At 72.9% G+C, this 16,265-nt stretch carries 7 protein-coding genes; 5 read left to right on the top strand and 2 right to left on the bottom strand.

Annotation, left to right across the window (positions count from 1 at the left end; translation table 11 throughout):
• Positions 1-241: 241 nt before the first annotated feature.
• The 3 genes from G3I54_RS20535 to meaB are packed head-to-tail and all read left to right on the top strand — an operon-like array spanning position 242 to position 5,346.
• Positions 242-2,104, top strand: coding sequence for a methylmalonyl-CoA mutase family protein (locus G3I54_RS20535; protein ID WP_164616330.1), 1,863 nt, complete (start codon positions 242-244; stop codon positions 2,102-2,104).
• The gene (gene scpA, locus G3I54_RS20530; RefSeq protein WP_164616329.1) at positions 2,104-4,329 is read left to right on the top strand and encodes a methylmalonyl-CoA mutase; all 2,226 of its coding nucleotides are present in this window, start codon (positions 2,104-2,106) and stop codon (positions 4,327-4,329) included. The genes G3I54_RS20535 and scpA overlap by 1 nt, the downstream gene beginning before the upstream one ends.
• Before the next feature lie 12 nt (positions 4,330-4,341).
• Complete coding sequence (gene meaB / locus G3I54_RS20525) at positions 4,342-5,346, top strand: methylmalonyl Co-A mutase-associated GTPase MeaB (protein WP_164616328.1); 1,005 nt, start codon at positions 4,342-4,344, stop codon at positions 5,344-5,346.
• Between the two features lie 116 nt (positions 5,347-5,462).
• On the opposite strand, the gene G3I54_RS20520 is transcribed toward meaB, so the two are convergent.
• Complete coding sequence (locus tag G3I54_RS20520) at positions 5,463-6,254, bottom strand: ABC transporter ATP-binding protein (RefSeq protein WP_164616327.1); 792 nt, start codon at positions 6,252-6,254, stop codon at positions 5,463-5,465.
• 149 nt (positions 6,255-6,403) lie between these two features.
• On the opposite strand from G3I54_RS20520, the gene G3I54_RS20515 reads away from it, so the two are divergent.
• On the top strand, positions 6,404-7,411 hold the full coding sequence (locus G3I54_RS20515; protein ID WP_164616326.1) for an iron-siderophore ABC transporter substrate-binding protein: 1,008 nt from the start codon (positions 6,404-6,406) through the stop codon (positions 7,409-7,411).
• Between the two features lie 64 nt (positions 7,412-7,475).
• On the opposite strand, the gene G3I54_RS20510 is transcribed toward G3I54_RS20515, so the two are convergent.
• Positions 7,476-8,675, bottom strand: a complete 1,200-nt coding sequence (locus G3I54_RS20510) for an amidohydrolase (protein WP_164616325.1) — start codon at positions 8,673-8,675, stop codon at positions 7,476-7,478.
• Between the two features lie 138 nt (positions 8,676-8,813).
• Here G3I54_RS20510 and G3I54_RS20505 point away from each other — a divergent pair, with 138 nt between their 5' ends.
• The gene (locus G3I54_RS20505; protein ID WP_164616324.1) at positions 8,814-16,262 is read left to right on the top strand and encodes a non-ribosomal peptide synthetase; all 7,449 of its coding nucleotides are present in this window, start codon (positions 8,814-8,816) and stop codon (positions 16,260-16,262) included.
• Positions 16,263-16,265: the final 3 nt, after the last annotated feature.

Here is a 16,265-nt window from a genome sequence, read left to right as displayed (position 1 = left end):
GCCACAGGGGCGCCGGGGTGGATACGGCATTCCAGGGATGACATAACAAATCAGGAAACTTCGCACATAATATGCATCACTGTCCCGATTCATCCCGATCTCGAGGACCGTCGTGTTGCCGCCCTCCGTCCGTCGCGCCGGTTACGCGACTGTGTGTAAAGGATCAAGTGCATACCTGAGAGGGCAAGGTCACAGCACGTGCCCCTGCTGCTCATTCCGCGCACTGGCCTAGCATCTGAGCATGACGGTCCAGCCTGCTGACGGGCTCTCTCCGGCCGCCGCGTTCCCCGACCCCTCCCATGACCAGTGGCAGAGCCTCGTCGAAGGCGTACTGCGCAAGTCGGGCAAGGAAGTCACGGGCTCGGCCGCCGAGGAAGCGCTGTCCACCACACTGGAGGACGGGCTCACCACCCGCCCCCTCTACACCGCGCACGACGAGTCGCCGGACACCGGATTTCCCGGCTTCGCCCCCTTCACCCGGGGCAGCAGGGCCGAGGGGAACGCGGCGGGCGGCTGGGACGTGCGCCAACGCCACACCCTCGCCGACCCCGCCCGGCTGAACGAGGCGCTGCTCGGCGATCTGGAGAACGGGGTCACCTCGCTCTGGCTCACGGTGGGCGGTCCGACGGGCGTTCCCGTCGACGGGCTCGCGCGGGCCCTGGAGGGCGTGTACCTCGATCTCGCGCCCGTCGCCCTCGACGCCCCGGCCGACCTGGACGCCGCGGCGACGGAGCTGCTGCGGCTGTACGAGGAGCGCGGCGTCGCCCGGCACGAGGCGCGCGGCACGCTGGGCGCCGACCCGCTCGGCCACGAGGCCCGGACGGGTATCGAGGCGGACCTCACCGCCGCCGTGCGCTGGGCGCGGCGGTGCGACGCGGAGTACCCGGGGCTGCGGGCCGTATCCGTGGACGCGCTGCCGTACCACGAGGCCGGCGGTTCGGCGGGCGAGGAGCTGGGGCTCTCGCTGGCCACCGGAGTCGCCTATCTGCGGGCCCTGACCGATGCCGGGATGAGCGTGGAGGCGGCCTGCGGGCAGCTGGAGTTCCGTTACGCGGCCACCGCCGACCAGTTCCTGACCATCGCCAAGCTGCGCGCGGCGCGCCGGCTCTGGGCGCGGGTCGCCGAGGCCTCCGGCGCTCCCGCCGCAGGCGGCCAGCGGCAGCACGCCGTCACCTCGCCGGTGATGATGACGCGCCGCGACCCGTGGGTGAACATGCTGCGCACCACGCTGGCCACGCTCGGGGCGGGCGTAGGCGGCGCGGACTCCGTGACGGTGCTGCCGTTCGATCACGCGCTGGGCCTGCCGGACGCGTTCGCGCGGCGGATCGCCCGTAACACCTCGACGATCCTCATGGAGGAGTCGCACCTGGCGCGGGTCATCGACCCGGCGGGCGGCTCCTGGTACGTGGAGCGGCTGACGGACGAACTCGCGGCGGCCGCCTGGGCGTTCTTCCAGGAGACCGAGCGGGCGGGCGGACTGCCCGCCGCCCTGCGTTCCGGGCTGGTCGCGGAGCGGCTCGCCGCCACCTGGGCGGCGCGCAGTGCGAAGCTGGCCCGTCGCAAGGAGCCGATCACCGGGGTCAGCGAGTTCCCGATGCCCGGCGAGCGTCCGGTGGAGCGTGAGCCCGCACCCGACGCGTACGCCGGGGCTCCGGGCGGTCTGCCCCGGGTCCGGCGCGATGAGGCGTTCGAGGTGCTGCGGGCCCGGTCGGACGCGCACCTCGCGGCGACCGGGAGCCGTCCGAAGGTGTTCGTCGCCGCGCTCGGCCCGGCCGCCGCGCACACCGCGCGGGTCTCGTTCGCCGTCAACCTCTTCGGGGCGGGCGGGATCGAGGCGGTGCACGATCCGGTGTCCGTGGACGCGGACACCGCCGCCGGTGCGCTGGCAGCCTCCGGGGCGACCGTCGCCGTGCTGTGCTCCTCGGACGCGCTCTACGCCGAGCAGGCGGACGCGGTGGCCGGTGCGCTGAAGTCGGCGGGGGCGGTACAGGTGTTCCTCGCGGGGCGCCCCGGCGAGTACGCCGACGTCGACGCCTACGTCTTCGCGGGCTGCGACGCGGTCGCCGTTCTCACCTCCGTACTCGACCGCATGGGAGTGGCGTGATGCCGACATCGCCCACGGAACGCAAACCCTCCGTTCCCGACTTCTCCGACGTGCCGCTGGCGTCCACCGCGCCGCCCGCCGGTTCCGCCGAGGAGTGGCAGGCGGCCGTGACCAAGGCGGCCGACGGCGCCGAGGCCCCGCTCTGGGAGACGCCCGAGGGCATCACGGTCAAGCCGCTCTACACCGGTGAGGACCTGGAGGGCCTGGACGCGCTGCACAGCTACCCGGGCATCGCCCCGTATCTGCGCGGGCCCTACCCGACGATGTACGTCAACCAGCCCTGGACGATCCGTCAGTACGCCGGTTTCTCCACGGCCGAGGAGTCCAACGCCTTCTACCGGCGCAACCTCGCGGCCGGGCAGAAGGGCCTGTCGGTCGCCTTCGACCTGCCGACCCACCGGGGCTACGACAGCGACCACCCCCGGGTGACCGGTGATGTCGGCATGGCCGGGGTGGCGATCGACTCGATCTACGACATGCGCCAGCTGTTCGACGGTATTCCGCTGGACCGGATGTCGGTGTCGATGACGATGAACGGCGCGGTGCTTCCGGTGCTGGCGCTGTACATCGTGGCCGCCGAGGAACAGGGCGTACCGCCCGAGAAGCTGGCCGGGACCATTCAGAACGACATTCTGAAGGAGTTCATGGTCCGCAACACCTATATCTATCCGCCGTCGCCCTCGATGCGGATCATCTCCGACATCTTCGCGTTCACCTCGCAGAAGATGCCGCGCTACAACTCCATCTCGATCTCCGGCTATCACATCCAGGAGGCCGGGGCGACGGCCGATCTGGAGCTGGCGTACACGCTGGCCGACGGGGTGGAGTATCTGCGCGCCGGGCAGGAAGCCGGTCTGGACGTCGACGCGTTCGCACCCCGGCTGTCGTTCTTCTGGGCGATCGGCATGAACTTCTTCATGGAGGTCGCGAAGTTGCGGGCGGCCCGGCTCCTGTGGGCGCGGCTGGTCAAGCAGTTCGACCCGAAGAACCCCAAGTCGCTTTCCCTGCGCACCCATTCGCAGACCTCGGGATGGTCGCTGACCGCGCAGGACGTGTTCAACAACGTGACGCGTACGTGTGTGGAGGCGATGGCCGCGACGCAGGGCCACACCCAGTCGCTGCACACCAACGCGCTGGACGAGGCGCTGGCGCTGCCCACCGACTTCTCGGCGCGGATCGCCCGTAACACCCAGCTCCTGCTCCAGCAGGAGTCCGGTACCTGCCGGGTCATCGACCCGTGGGGCGGCAGCGCGTACGTGGAGAAGCTGACGCGCGACCTCGCGGACCGGGCCTGGCAGCACATCGAGGAGGTGGAAGCGGCCGGCGGGATGGCGAAGGCGATCGACGCGGGCATCCCCAAGCTCCGGGTGGAGGAGGCCGCCGCGCGCACGCAGGCGCGGATCGACTCCGGACGGCAGCCGGTGATCGGGGTGAACAAGTACCGGGTGGAGACCGACGAGAAGATCGACGTGCTCAAGGTCGACAACTCCTCGGTGCGCACCCAGCAGATCGAGAAGCTGCGCCGGCTGCGCGAGGAGCGCGACGAGACGGCGTGCCAGGAGGCGCTGCGGGCGCTGACGGCGGCCGCCGAGCGCGACCCGGGCCCGGGCCTGGAGGGCAATCTGCTGGCGCTGGCGGTCGACGCGGCGCGGGCGATGGCCACGGTCGGGGAGATCTCGGACGCGCTGGAGAAGGTGTACGGGCGCCATGCCGGGCAGATCCGTACGATCTCCGGTGTGTACCGCAAAGAGGCAGGGGATTCCCCTTCGGTGGACCGCACCCGCGCGCTGGTCGAGGCGTTCGAGGAGGCGGAGGGCCGCCGTCCGCGCATCCTGGTCGCGAAGATGGGGCAGGACGGCCACGACCGGGGCCAGAAGGTGATCGCCACGGCCTTCGCCGACCTGGGCTTCGACGTGGACGTCGGCCCGCTGTTCCAGACGCCGGGCGAGGTGGCGCGGCAGGCCGTCGAGGCGGACGTGCACATCGTGGGCGTCTCCTCGCTGGCGGCGGGGCACCTGACCCTGGTGCCGGCGCTGCGCGAGGAGCTGGCCGCCGAGGGGCGCGAGGACATCATGATCGTGGTGGGCGGGGTGATTCCGCCGCAGGACATCGAGGCCCTGCACGAGGCGGGCGCCGCCTCGGTCTTCCCGCCGGGGACGGTGATCCCGGACGCGGCCCACGACCTGGTGACGCGGCTCGGCGCCGCGCTCGGCCACGAGCTGTGAGCCGCTGACCGGATGGCTGCCAAGATCGACATCGACGGTTATGTCCAGGGAGTACTCGACGGCAAGCGGGCGTTCGTGGCGCGCGCCATCACGCTCGTCGAGTCGACGCGGGCCGAACACCGGGTGCTGGCCCAGCAGTTGTTGAGCCGACTGCTGCCGCACGCGGGGGCGGCCCGGCGGATCGGCGTCAGCGGGGTGCCGGGCGTGGGCAAGTCCACGTTCATCGACGCGCTCGGCACGATGCTCACGGGGCTCGGGCACCGGGTGGCGGTGCTGGCCGTCGACCCGTCCTCCAGCCGTACGGGCGGTTCCATCCTGGGCGACAAGACCCGGATGGAGCGCCTGGCGGTGGACCCGGCCGCCTTTGTGCGCCCCTCCCCCACCGCCGGGACGCTGGGCGGGGTGGCGAAGGCGACCCGGGAGTCCATCGTGGTGATGGAGGCGGCGGGTTACGACGTGGTGCTGGTGGAGACGGTGGGCGTCGGGCAGTCGGAGACGGCGGTGGCCAACATGGTCGACACGTTTCTCCTGCTGACGCTGGCCCGTACCGGCGACCAGTTGCAGGGCATCAAGAAGGGCGTCCTGGAGCTGGCGGACGCGATCGCGGTGAACAAGGCCGACGGCCCGCACGAACGCGACGCCCGCTCGGCGGCCCGTGAACTGGCGGGCGCGCTGCGGCTGATGCATCCGGCGGACGCGGCCTGGACTCCTCCGGTGCTCACGTGCAGCGCGCGCGAGTCGCTCGGGCTGGACACCCTGTGGGAGCGGCTGGAGCAGCACCGTACGGTCCTGGAGTCGACGGGCCGGCTGGCGGCCAAGCGGCGTGACCAGCAGGTGGACTGGACCTGGGCCATGGTCCGGGACGAGCTGCTGGACAGTCTGTACAGCCATCCGGCGGTGCGGAAGCTCGCGCCGGAGCTCGAACAGCGGGTCCGGGAGGGCACGTTGACGGCGACGCTGGCCGCCGAGGAGATCCTCGGCGTGTTCCGCGGAGGCGGTTCGGGCACGTCCGCCTGAACGTGTCGCCGCGGTGGCGGGGAAGTGGACCGAGGGGCCCCCGGACGGAGGGGCCCCTCGGCGTTTTCGGGCGCTGGCGGGCCGGTGCGGAGCGCTGGCCCGCGGGCGCTTGCGCCTCAGACTGCGGCGGCGGGCGTGCGCACGGTCGGTACGACGACGGGCGCCCCGTCGGAGGTCGCGGTGAGGATCTCCGCCTCGATGCCGTAGAGCTCCTGGACCAGGGCCGCGTCCACGGTCTCGCGGGGCGGACCCGAGGCGATGATCCGCCCGTCGCGCATGGCGACCAGGGTGTCGGCGTACCGTGCGGCGGCGGCGAGGTCGTGGACGACCATGACGATGGTGCGGCCCTCGGCGGCGACCTCACGGACCAGGTCCAGGACCTCAACGGCGTGGCCGATGTCGAGGGCGCTGGTGGGCTCGTCGAGCAGGACGACGGGGGTCTCCTGGGCGAGGGCCATGGCGAGCCAGCAGCGCTGCCGCTGGCCGCCGGAGAGCTGGTCGAGCCGGCGTCCGGCCAGAGCGGCGGTTCCGGTGGCCTCCAGGGCGCGGGTGACGGCCTCCTCGTCCTCCCGCGACCACTGGCGGAACAGCCCCTGGTGCGGGTGGCGTCCGTACCGTACGAGTCCGGCCACGGTGACCGCCTCGGGGGCCTGCGGGGCCTGGGGCAGCAGGGCGATGCGGTGGGCGGCGTCGCGCTGGCGCAGCCGCCAGATGTCGGCGTCGCCGACGAACACCGTGCCGGAGCGGGGCTGGTGGAGGCGGGCCATGGAGCGCAGGAGGGTCGATTTGCCGCAGCCGTTGGGTCCGACGATCGCCACGACCTGGCCGGAGGGGACTGTCAGATCGACCTGATCCACGGCGGTATGACCGGCGTATCCAGCGGTGAGCTGTTCGACACGGATTTCCACGAGGACCGGCCTTTCCGAAGGAATGGGGCATCATCTTGCCCGATGCCGCTAAAGTAAGGCTAACCTTAGCTCGCTCACGAGCCGACGGCCGCATCCGTGTGACCGTACGGCCATCACCGCTTCATGTCCCGTTGAACCCGGAGTCCTTGATGAACCTGCACCACCGCCCCGCCCGCACCGCCGCCCGAAGAGCGGCGCGAGCCGTCGCCACGCTCGGGGCCGCGGCCCTGCTCCTGACGGCCTGCGGCACGGACTCCGACTCGGGCAAGTCCTCCGGCGACAAGGCCGGCAAGGCGGACTCCGCCTCCTCCGCGACCCGTACGGTCAAGGACGCCACCGGCAAGGCCGTGGAGATCCCGGCGGCGCCCAAGCGCATCGTCACCCTGACCCAGGAGGACCTGGACGCGGTCCTGGCGCTGGACATCAAGCCGGTCGGCATCACCAACGGCCAGGGCCTGGACAAGCCGCCGGCCTACCTGGCCGACAAGGTCGAGGGCATCGACGTCGTCGGCAACCTCCTCCAGCCGGTCATGGACAAGGTCGTCGCCGCGAAGCCCGACTTGATCCTCGCCGGTGACATGCAGGACGAGCAGGTGCTCAAGCAGCTCCGCGAGATCACTCCGGCCACGCTGGTGACGATGGCGCCGGCCGACGACTGGAAGCTGTTCTTCCGGGGCATCGGCAACGCGGTCAACAAGCTCGACGACGCCAACAAGTTCATCACCGACCACGAGGCTTCCGCCAAGGCGGCCGGCGAGAAGCTCGGCGAGAACAAGGGCGCCGAGGTCTCGATCGTCCGCTGGAACCCGGACGGGCCGAGCTGGATGGAGAACAAGCAGTTCGCCAGCGGCGTCGCTCTGGAGATGGGGCTGAAGCGGCCCAAGTCCCAGAACAAGGACGGCAACGCGCACACGCCGTCGCTGAGCCTGGAGAAGATCAACGAGATCGACGGCGACTGGCTGTTCCTGTCGACGCTGACCTCGGACGGCGAGAAGGCCCTCAAGGACGTCCAGTCCAAGCCCGCCTACAAGGAGCTGGGCGCCGTCAAGAACGGTCACGCGGTGACCGTCGACGGCTCGGTGTGGTCCACGCGCGGCGGCCCGCTCGCGGCCGACGTCGTCCTGGCCGACTACGTCAAGGCGCTCTCCGCCAAGTGACCTTCGGGTGACTCCCCTGCGAAGCGTGCGGCCCGGACCGGGCCGCACGCTTCGCCGCTCCCCGTCAGACGGAAGCGCGCGCGGCGGCGAAGTCGGCCGCCGTCCAGGCCATGCCCACCGCCCCGTCGAGCAGCGCCTGTTCGGCGGCCGGAGAGACGGCCGCCTCGGCGAACGCCGCTTCGTGCGGGCCGCAGGCTCCCCCGCTGATGTCGAGCACCGGGTGGATGGAGGGCACCACATGGGAGACGTTGCCCATGTCGGTGCAGGCGAACGGCGGGCGCTCGACGGGTTCGGCGCGGCCGAGCTCGCGGGCGTTGGCGGTCCAGAGCCGGATGAGCTCCGGGTCGCCCCGGAAGTCGAGGTAGTCGGGCTCCGGTCGCTCCAGGGTCACCTCGCAGCCGGTGGCGAGCGCGCCCGCCCGGAAGCAGTCCTCGACCCGCTGCCGCAGCTCGCGCAGGTCCTCGGCGGCCAGCGCGCGGATCTCGTAGGTGGCGGTGGCCCGGTCGGGTATCGCGTTGGGCGCGGTGCCGGCGGCGGTGGTGATGCCGTGCACCCGCCACTGCGCGGGCAGTTGCTGGCGCAGGAGGCCGAGGGCGACCTGGGCGACGGTCAGCGCGTCGGCGGCGTTGCGGCCCTCGTGCGGGTTGAGGCTGGGGTGCGCGGCGCGGCCGGTGTAGGTGACGTCGAGGGTGCCGAGCGCGAAGGAGCGGAAGTCGGCCATCTCGAAGGGGCAGGGGTGCACCATCATCGCGGCGTCGACCCCGTCGAACGCTCCGGCGTCCAGCAGCAGCGCCTTGCCGGCCCCGCGCTCCTCGGCGGGGGTGCCGATGACCCGTACGGTCAGGCCGAGTTCGTCCGCGTGGGGGGCGAGGCCGAGGGCCGCGCCGACTCCGGCGGCGGCGATCAGATTGTGCCCGCAGGCGTGACCGAGGCCGGGCAGGGCGTCGTACTCACAGGCGATGGCCACGGTGACGGGTCCGGAGCCGATCGTGGCGCTGAACGCCGTGTCCAGGCCGTGGGCGGGGGCGGTGACCTCGAAGCCGTGCGCGGCGAGGAGTTCGGCGCAGAGCGCGGCGGCCTTGTGCTCCTCGAAGGCGGTCTCGGGCTCGGCGTGCAGACGCCGGCTCAGGTCGAGCAGAGCCGGGGCGTGGCCGCCGACCGTCTCCCGCACGGCGGTCCTGAGCGCACGGATCCGCTCGTCGGCCGCCGTGTCGGCCACCTCGTCGGCCCGTGTCCCGGGGCGGGGGGCTGCGGGGACGGTCATGGGCTCTCCTTGCGTTCCGGACCGCTCCGGAGGCGGTCGCCTGCACTGTCGGAAATAGGTTAACTTAGCCTTACCTAAGTGTGCGCCGAGTGCCCGATGGCCCGGTGTCCGTTGTCCTTCAGGGGAGTCGTCACACACATGCATGAGCGTCCGAACCGCCCGACCAGCTCTTCGGCAGCGCACTCCGGCGGCGCGCCTTCCCCGGGACTCCCCCTCCTGAGCGCGCAGTCGGGCATCTACTACGCGCACCAGCTGGCTCCCCTCGGCACCGAGCTGAACACGGCGGACTGCGTGGAGATCGACGGGCCGCTGAACGCGGATCTGTTCGTGGAGGCGCTGAGACGGACGGTGGGCGAGGCGGAGACCCTCGCCCTGCGCGTGTCCGAGGCGGACGGCGTTCCGGTGCAGCGTGTGGTGCCCGCCGCCGAACCCGTGGTGCACCGGCTGGAGCTGACGGAGGACCGGGCCGAGGCGTGGATGCGGGAGGATCTGGCCCGGCCGGTGGACCTCGCCGCCGAGGGCGCGCTGATGACGCAGGCGCTGATCCGGGTCGGCCAGGACCGCCACCGGTGGTATCGCCGTGTGCACCACATAGCCGTCGACGCCTACGCCCTGTCCCTCATCGGTGAGCGCGTCGCCGAGGTCTACCGTGCGCTGGTCGCCGGACAGCCGCTGCCCGAGAGCCGGTTCGCCCCGTTGTCCGAGCTGACCGGCGAGGAGGCGGCGTATCTGACCGGTGAGGAGTACGCGGCGGACCGCGCCTTCTGGTCCGCGCGGATGGCGGACTCCTCCGTCACCGCGCCCCACCGCCCCACCGACCTCCCCGAGAAGCCCGACGGCGGCCTCCTCCACCGGACCACCGACCTGCCCGCCGAGAACCTGGAGCGGCTGTCCGGGGCGGCGCGTGCGGCGAAGGCGACCTGGGCCGAGCTGGTGGTCGCCGCGACCGCCGGTCATCTGCACCGGCTCACCGGCTCCGAGGACATCGTGCTGGGCCTGCCGCTGACCAACCGGCGGGGGACCGCGGCCCTGCGGACCCCCGCCATGACCGTGAACGTACTGCCGCTGCGGATCGCCGTGCGCCCGGCGGACACCGGGGCCGAACTGCTGCGCCGTGTGGTGCTGGAGATCCGCGCGGTCCGTCGCCATCAGCGCTATCCGCAGGCCGATCTGCGCCGCGATCTGGCTCTGGAGTCGGCCGACACCCCGCTGACCGGTCCGATGGTCAACGTCAAGCCGTTCGACGACGCACTGGACTTCGCCGGGGTCACCGGCACCGTGCGCAATCTCGCGGCCGGCCCCGTGGAAGGGCTCGCGGTCGGCGCGGCACCCGGTCCGGACGGGGGCCTGCGGCTCACCCTGGACGCCAACCCCGCCGCGTACGGGCCGAAGGACCTCGCCGCTCACGAGGACACCTGGCTGCGCTATCTGGACGGCCTGACCGAGCTGCTGCTGACCGACCCGGCGCGGCCGATCGGCACCCTGGACCTGCTCACCGGCGACCAGGTGCGCGAGGCCACCTCCGGCCGCACCGAGCCCGCCGCCGCACTCCCCCTCCCCCGGTCGTTCACCGCACAGGCGGCCCGGACGCCCGAGGCCGTCGCCGTGCGCTCCACGGTGGCCGGGACGTTCCGGGGAGCGAACGCCGGGGCCGACACGGTGACGGGCACGGGCATGGGCTCTGGCTCTGGCACTGGCACGAGTGCGGGCGTGGGCGGGGATGCGGGCACGGATGCGAGCGCGCCGGAGACCGCCGCCGCGTCCGGGGCCCGGCTCACCTTCGCCGAATTGGACGCCGCCTCCGACCGCCTGGCCCACCTGCTGACCGGCCTCAGCGCGGACAACACGACCGGTGCGGGCGGCACGGTGGCGCTGGCGCTGCCCCGGACCGCCGACATGGTCGTCGCGCTGCTGGCCGTGCTCAAGGCGGGCCGGGTCTGCCAGCCGCTGGACCTCGGCCACCCCGCCGCCCGGACCCTGGCCGTCCTGGAGGACGCTCGGCCGCTGTGCGTGCTCGGCACGGCCGCGACGCTCGCCGCCCTGCCCGACCACGGGCTGCCGACCGTCGCGCTCGACGCTCCGGCCACGGCCGACGCCCTCGCCGCCTGCCCCGACGGGCCGCTTCCCACCGGGCCCGCACTCGCGGACCCCGCCTATCTCATCCACACCTCCGGATCCACAGGTCGCCCCAAGGGTGTCCTCGTCAGCCACGCCTCGCTCGCCAACCTCTGCGCCGGGCACGGCGCGGACCACATCGCCCCGGCCGTCGCCCGGACCGGCCGGGAGCGCCTGCGGGTCGCGCACAGCGCCTCGTTCGCCTTCGACGCGTCCTGGGACCCGCTGCTGTGGATGGTGCACGGGCACGAGTTGCATCTGCTGGACGACGCCGCCTACCGGGACCCCGCGGCGCTCACCGCGTACGTCGGCACGCACCTGGTCGACTATCTCGATGTCACCCCCTCCTACGCCGAAGCGCTCATCGCCGAAGGCCTGCTGGACGAGGGCCGCCATCACCCGGCCCATCTGGTGGTCGGCGGCGAGACCGTCCCGCCGGCCCTGTGGGCGCGGCTGACCGAGGCCGGGGCCGTGCACCCGGTCAACCTCTACGGGCCGACCGAGACGACCGTCGACGCCTACTACTGGGTGCCCGGCAGCTCCGCCGCCCGTCCCGACGGCCGCCCCGTGCGCGGCTCCCGCGTCTATGTCCTGGACTCCTCCCTGCGTCCGGTGCCCGCCGGTGTGACGGGTGAGCTGTATGTCGCCGGAGCCTGTCTGGCCCTCGGCTATCTGGGCCGCCCCGACCTGACGGCCGAGCGGTTCGTCGCGGACCCGTTCGGCGCGTCGCACGGCGACGCCGGGGGCCGGATGTACCGCACCGGGGACCTGGTGCGCCGCCGCGAGGACCACACCCTGGAGTTCCTCGGGCGCAGCGACGACCAGGTGAAGATCCGCGGCTTCCGGATCGAACTCGGCGAGATCCAGGCCCGGCTGGCCGCCCACCCGCAGGTCGCGGCAGCCGCGGTCATCGCCCGGGACACCGGTCACGGCAAGCGGCTGCTGGCCTACGCGGTCCCGGTGCGGACGACGGGCGACGCCCCGGCCGCCGACACCGCGCCGCCCACCCCCGCCGAGCTACGCGACCATCTGGCCGGGGCCCTGCCCGAGCACATGGTCCCCGCGACCGTGACGCTCCTGGACGCGCTGCCCCGTACCGCCAACGACAAGCTCGACCACCGTGCCCTGCCCGACCCCGAACCGCTCCCGCTCGCCCAGGGCGGCCCGGAGAGCGCCGTCGGCGGGCCGCACACCGAGATCGTGCGCGGGCTCTTCGCCGACGTCCTCGGTATCGCCGAACCCCCGGCCGCCGACGCGGGCTTCCTCGACCTCGGCGGGCACTCGCTGCTCGCCGCCCGGCTGGCCGCCCGGATCCGGGAGCACTTCGGCGTGCCGATGAGCATCGCCGACGTCTTCCGCCACCCCACGTCCGGCGCCCTGGCCGCACTGGTCCGCGCCCGCAGCGGCGCGACCACCGCGTCCGTCCCGCTCTCCCCCGTACCGCGCACCGGTCCCCTCCCCCTGTCGCCGGCCCAGCAGCGGCTGTGGTTCCTCCACCGCCTCGAAGGCCCCAGCCCCACCTACAACATCCCGCTCGTCCTGAGCGTCAACGGCCCGCTCGACCGCGACGCACTCCAGCTCGCCCTGCACGACCTGGCGGAGCGTCACGAGACACTACGCACGGTATATCCACCCACTGACAACGCCCCTGAAGGCCCGGTCGGCGGCACCGGTACCGGCACCCCGGACGACACCCCCCACCAGCGCATCCTCGCCCCCGACGACCCGGCGGGGCGCCCGGTGCTGCGACTGGCGGAGCCGGGCACCGATCTCACCGAGGCGGTGCGTCACTGCTTCGACCTCGCCACCGAACCCCCGCTGCGCACGGTCCTGTTCAGCGAGTCGCCCGACCACCACACCCTGCTCCTCCTGCTGCACCACATAGCGGGCGACGGGGCGTCCACCACTCCCCTGGCACAGGATCTGGCCGTCGCCTACACGGCCCGCGCCGAGGGCCGCGTACCGGAGTTCGCGCCGCTGAGCGGCCAGTACGTGGACCACGCGGACCGGCTCCAGCAGCTGCTGGGCACCCCGGCCGAGCCGACCGCGCTCGCCGAGGCCCAGCTCGCCCACTGGCGCGAGGCGCTCGCCGGGCTGCCGGACCAGCTGGAGCTGCCCACCGACCGCCCCCGGCCGCCCGTCGCCACCTCGGCGGGCGACACCGTGCCCTTCGCCGTGGACGCCACCGCGCACGAGGCGCTGCGCCGGCTCGCACGGGCGCACGGGGCGACCGTGTTCATGACCGTGCAGGCCGGGCTCGCCGCGCTGCTGACCCGGCACGGCTGCGGCACCGACATCCCGCTCGGCACCCCCGTGGCGGGCCGCGATGACGACGCCACGGCCGGGCTCGTCGGCTTCTTCACCAACACCGTGGTCCTGCGCACCGACACCTCCGGCGACCCCGCCTTCGGTAATCTGCTGGACCGGGTGCGGGCCACGACGCTCGCGGCGTACGAACACGACGCGCTGCCCTTCGATCACCTGGTCGAGGCGCTGAACCCGGCGCGTTCGCTGGCCCGGCACCCGCTGTTCCAGACGATGCTGGCCTGGCAGTCGATCGCGGACGGGCCCGTCGCCCTCGGTCCGGACACCACCGCGCGGCTGACCGCCGTGCCGTCCGGCACCGCGAAGTTCGACCTGACCCTCAACGCGGGCGAGCTGCCCGGCGGCGGGATCGGGGGCTTCCTGGAGTTCCGTACCGACCTCTTCGACCGGTCGACCGCCCAGGCCCTCGCGGACCGGCTGTCCCGGCTCCTCACCGCGGCGGCCGAGCGCCCCGAAACGCCGCTCGGTCTGCTTCCGGTGCTCGGCGACGACGAGGTCCACCGCGCCCTGGTCGAGGCCAACGGCGTCAACCACGACCGGCCGGTGCCGCTCACCCTCGCCGAGGTCTACGGGGTCGCGGCGCGCCGCCATCCGGAGCGGGTGGCCGTGAGCTGCGAGGGCGTGTCACTGACGTACGCCGAACTGTCCTCCCGGGCCCAGTCGCTGGCCAGGCTGCTGGCGGCCCGGGGGATCGGCCCCGGCTCGATCGTCGCGCTCGCGCTGCCGCGCTCCCCCGACCTGGTGGCCGGGCTGCTCGCGGTGTCGCTGGCGGGCGCCGCGTATCTGCCGATGGACCCGGACTATCCGGCGGACCGGCTCGCGTACATGCTGGACGACGCCCGTCCGGCCGCGCTGATCACCGACGCGGCGACGGCGGAGCGGCTGCCCGCGCACGAACTGCCGCTGATCACCGTGGACGAGGCGGCCGGGTTCCCGGACGGGCCGCTCGGCCAGGCGGACCGCACCCGGCCGCTGAGTCCGCAGGACCCGGCGTACGTGATCTACACCTCGGGTTCCACCGGCCGGCCGAAGGGGGTCGTGGTCACCCAGCACAATGTGACGCGGCTGCTGACGGCCACCGAGCACTGGTTCTCGTTCGGGCCGGACGACGTGTGGACGCTGTTCCACTCCTACGCGTTCGACTTCTCGGTGTGGGAGCTGTGGGGTGCGCTGCTGTACGGCGGCCGGGTCGTCGTCGTCCCGTACGCGACCAGCCGTGACCCGCACGCCTTCCTGAGGCTGCTGGCGGACGAGCGGGTGACCGTCCTCAACCAGACGCCGTCCGCCTTCTACCAGCTGGCCGCCGCCGACCGGGAGGCGCCCGGGCACGAACTGGCGCTGCGGTACGTGGTGTTCGGCGGTGAGGCGCTGGAGCTGGGGCGGCTCGCGGACTGGTACACACGCCACCACGAGAACGCGCCGACGCTGGTCAACATGTACGGCATCACGGAGACCACGGTCCATGTCTCGTATCTGGCGCTGGACCGGGCGACGGCCGCCTCCGCGATCTCCAGCACCATCGGTGTGAACATCCCCGACCTGCGGGTCTACGTCCTGGACGAGCGGCTTCAGCCGGTGCCGCCCGGGGTCACCGGCGAGATGTACGTCGCCGGTGAGGGGGTGGCGCTCGGTTATCTGGGCCGCCCGGACCTGACGGCGGGGCGCTTCGTCGCCGACCCGTTCGCGCATCTCTTCGGGGAGAGCGGGCGGCGGATGTACCGTTCGGGCGACCTGGCCCGGCGGCGCGCGGACGGCACGCTGGAGTACTTCGGCCGGGGCGACCAGCAGGTCAAGATCCGTGGGTTCCGGATCGAACTCGGCGAGATCGAGGCGGTGTTGGCCGACCACCCGGAGGTCGCCGATGTGGCGGTCGTGGTCCGCGAGGACACCCCCGGCGACAAGCGGCTGGTCGGCTACGTCGTTCCCGCGCCCGGCACGGAGCCGGTCCCGGCGGCGCTGCGCGAGCATGGAGCCGCCACGCTGCCGGTGCACATGGTGCCCTCGGCCGTGGTGGTGCTGGAGCGGCTGCCGCTGACCGGCAACGGCAAGCTGGACCGCAAGGCGCTGCCCGCGCCGGGTGTTCCGGTGAACGCCGGTGGGCGCGCGCCGCGCACGGTCCGTGAGGAGCAGCTCTGCTCGGTCTTCGCGGAGGTGCTGGGGCTGCCGTCGGTCGGGGTGGAGGACAACTTCTTCGACCTGGGCGGCCATTCGCTGCTCGCGGTGCGCCTCGCCGGGCGGATCAGGTCCGCGTTCGGCATCGAGGTGTCGATCGGCACGGTCTTCCAGGCCCCGACGCCCGCCGCGCTGGACACGGCGCTGGACGTCTCGCGCGAGGAGGACCCGCTGGATGTGCTGCTGCCGCTGCGGCCCGCCCGCCCGGGTGACCGCGCCCCGGTCCACTGTGTGCACCCGGCAGGCGGTCTGAGCTGGTGCTACGCCGGTCTGATCCGCCATCTGCCGGCCGATGTGCCGATCTACGGGCTCCAGGCCCAGGGCGTCGGCGAGGCGACGGCCGAGGCGCCGCTGCCCACCACGCTGGAGGAGCTGGCCGCGCATTACGCGTCCCGGATCCGCGAGGTCCAGCCCGAGGGCCCCTACCGGCTGCTCGGCTGGTCGACCGGCGGCATCATCGCGCACGCCATCGCGGCGGTGCTGCAAGAGGCGGGCCAGGAGGTGGAGTTGCTGGCGATCCTGGACGCGTACCCCGCCGAGGGCTTCCGCGACCTGCCGGTGCCCGACCGGGCGGAGGCGCTCGAATCGCTGCTCACCATGGGCGGTTACGGGCCCGAGAGCCTCGGAGACAAGGAGCTGAACACGGCGAACGTGGTCGAGGTGCTGCGCCGCGAGGGCTCCCCGCTGGCCACGCTCTCCGCCGCGAAGATCGAGGCGCTGGGCGAGGTGTACCTCAACACCAACGACCTCGTACGCGCCTACGACCACCGGGTGTTCCGCGGCGATGTGCTGTTCTTCCGGGCAACGGTGGACACCATCGACGACACCCTGACGCCGGAGACCTGGACGCCGTACGTGAGCGGGCGCATCGACAACACGAACGTCGCCTGCTCCCACAAGGACATGACCCTGCCCGAGCCGATCGCGCACATCGCGCGCGTGGTCGCCGACCGACTGACCGAGCTGGAGAAGTGACAC

The organism is Streptomyces sp. SID14515 (genome assembly GCF_010548505.1).
Taxonomy (GTDB): domain Bacteria; phylum Actinomycetota; class Actinomycetes; order Streptomycetales; family Streptomycetaceae; genus Streptomyces; species Streptomyces caviscabies.
This window is presented reverse-complemented; position numbering and strand designations above follow the sequence as displayed.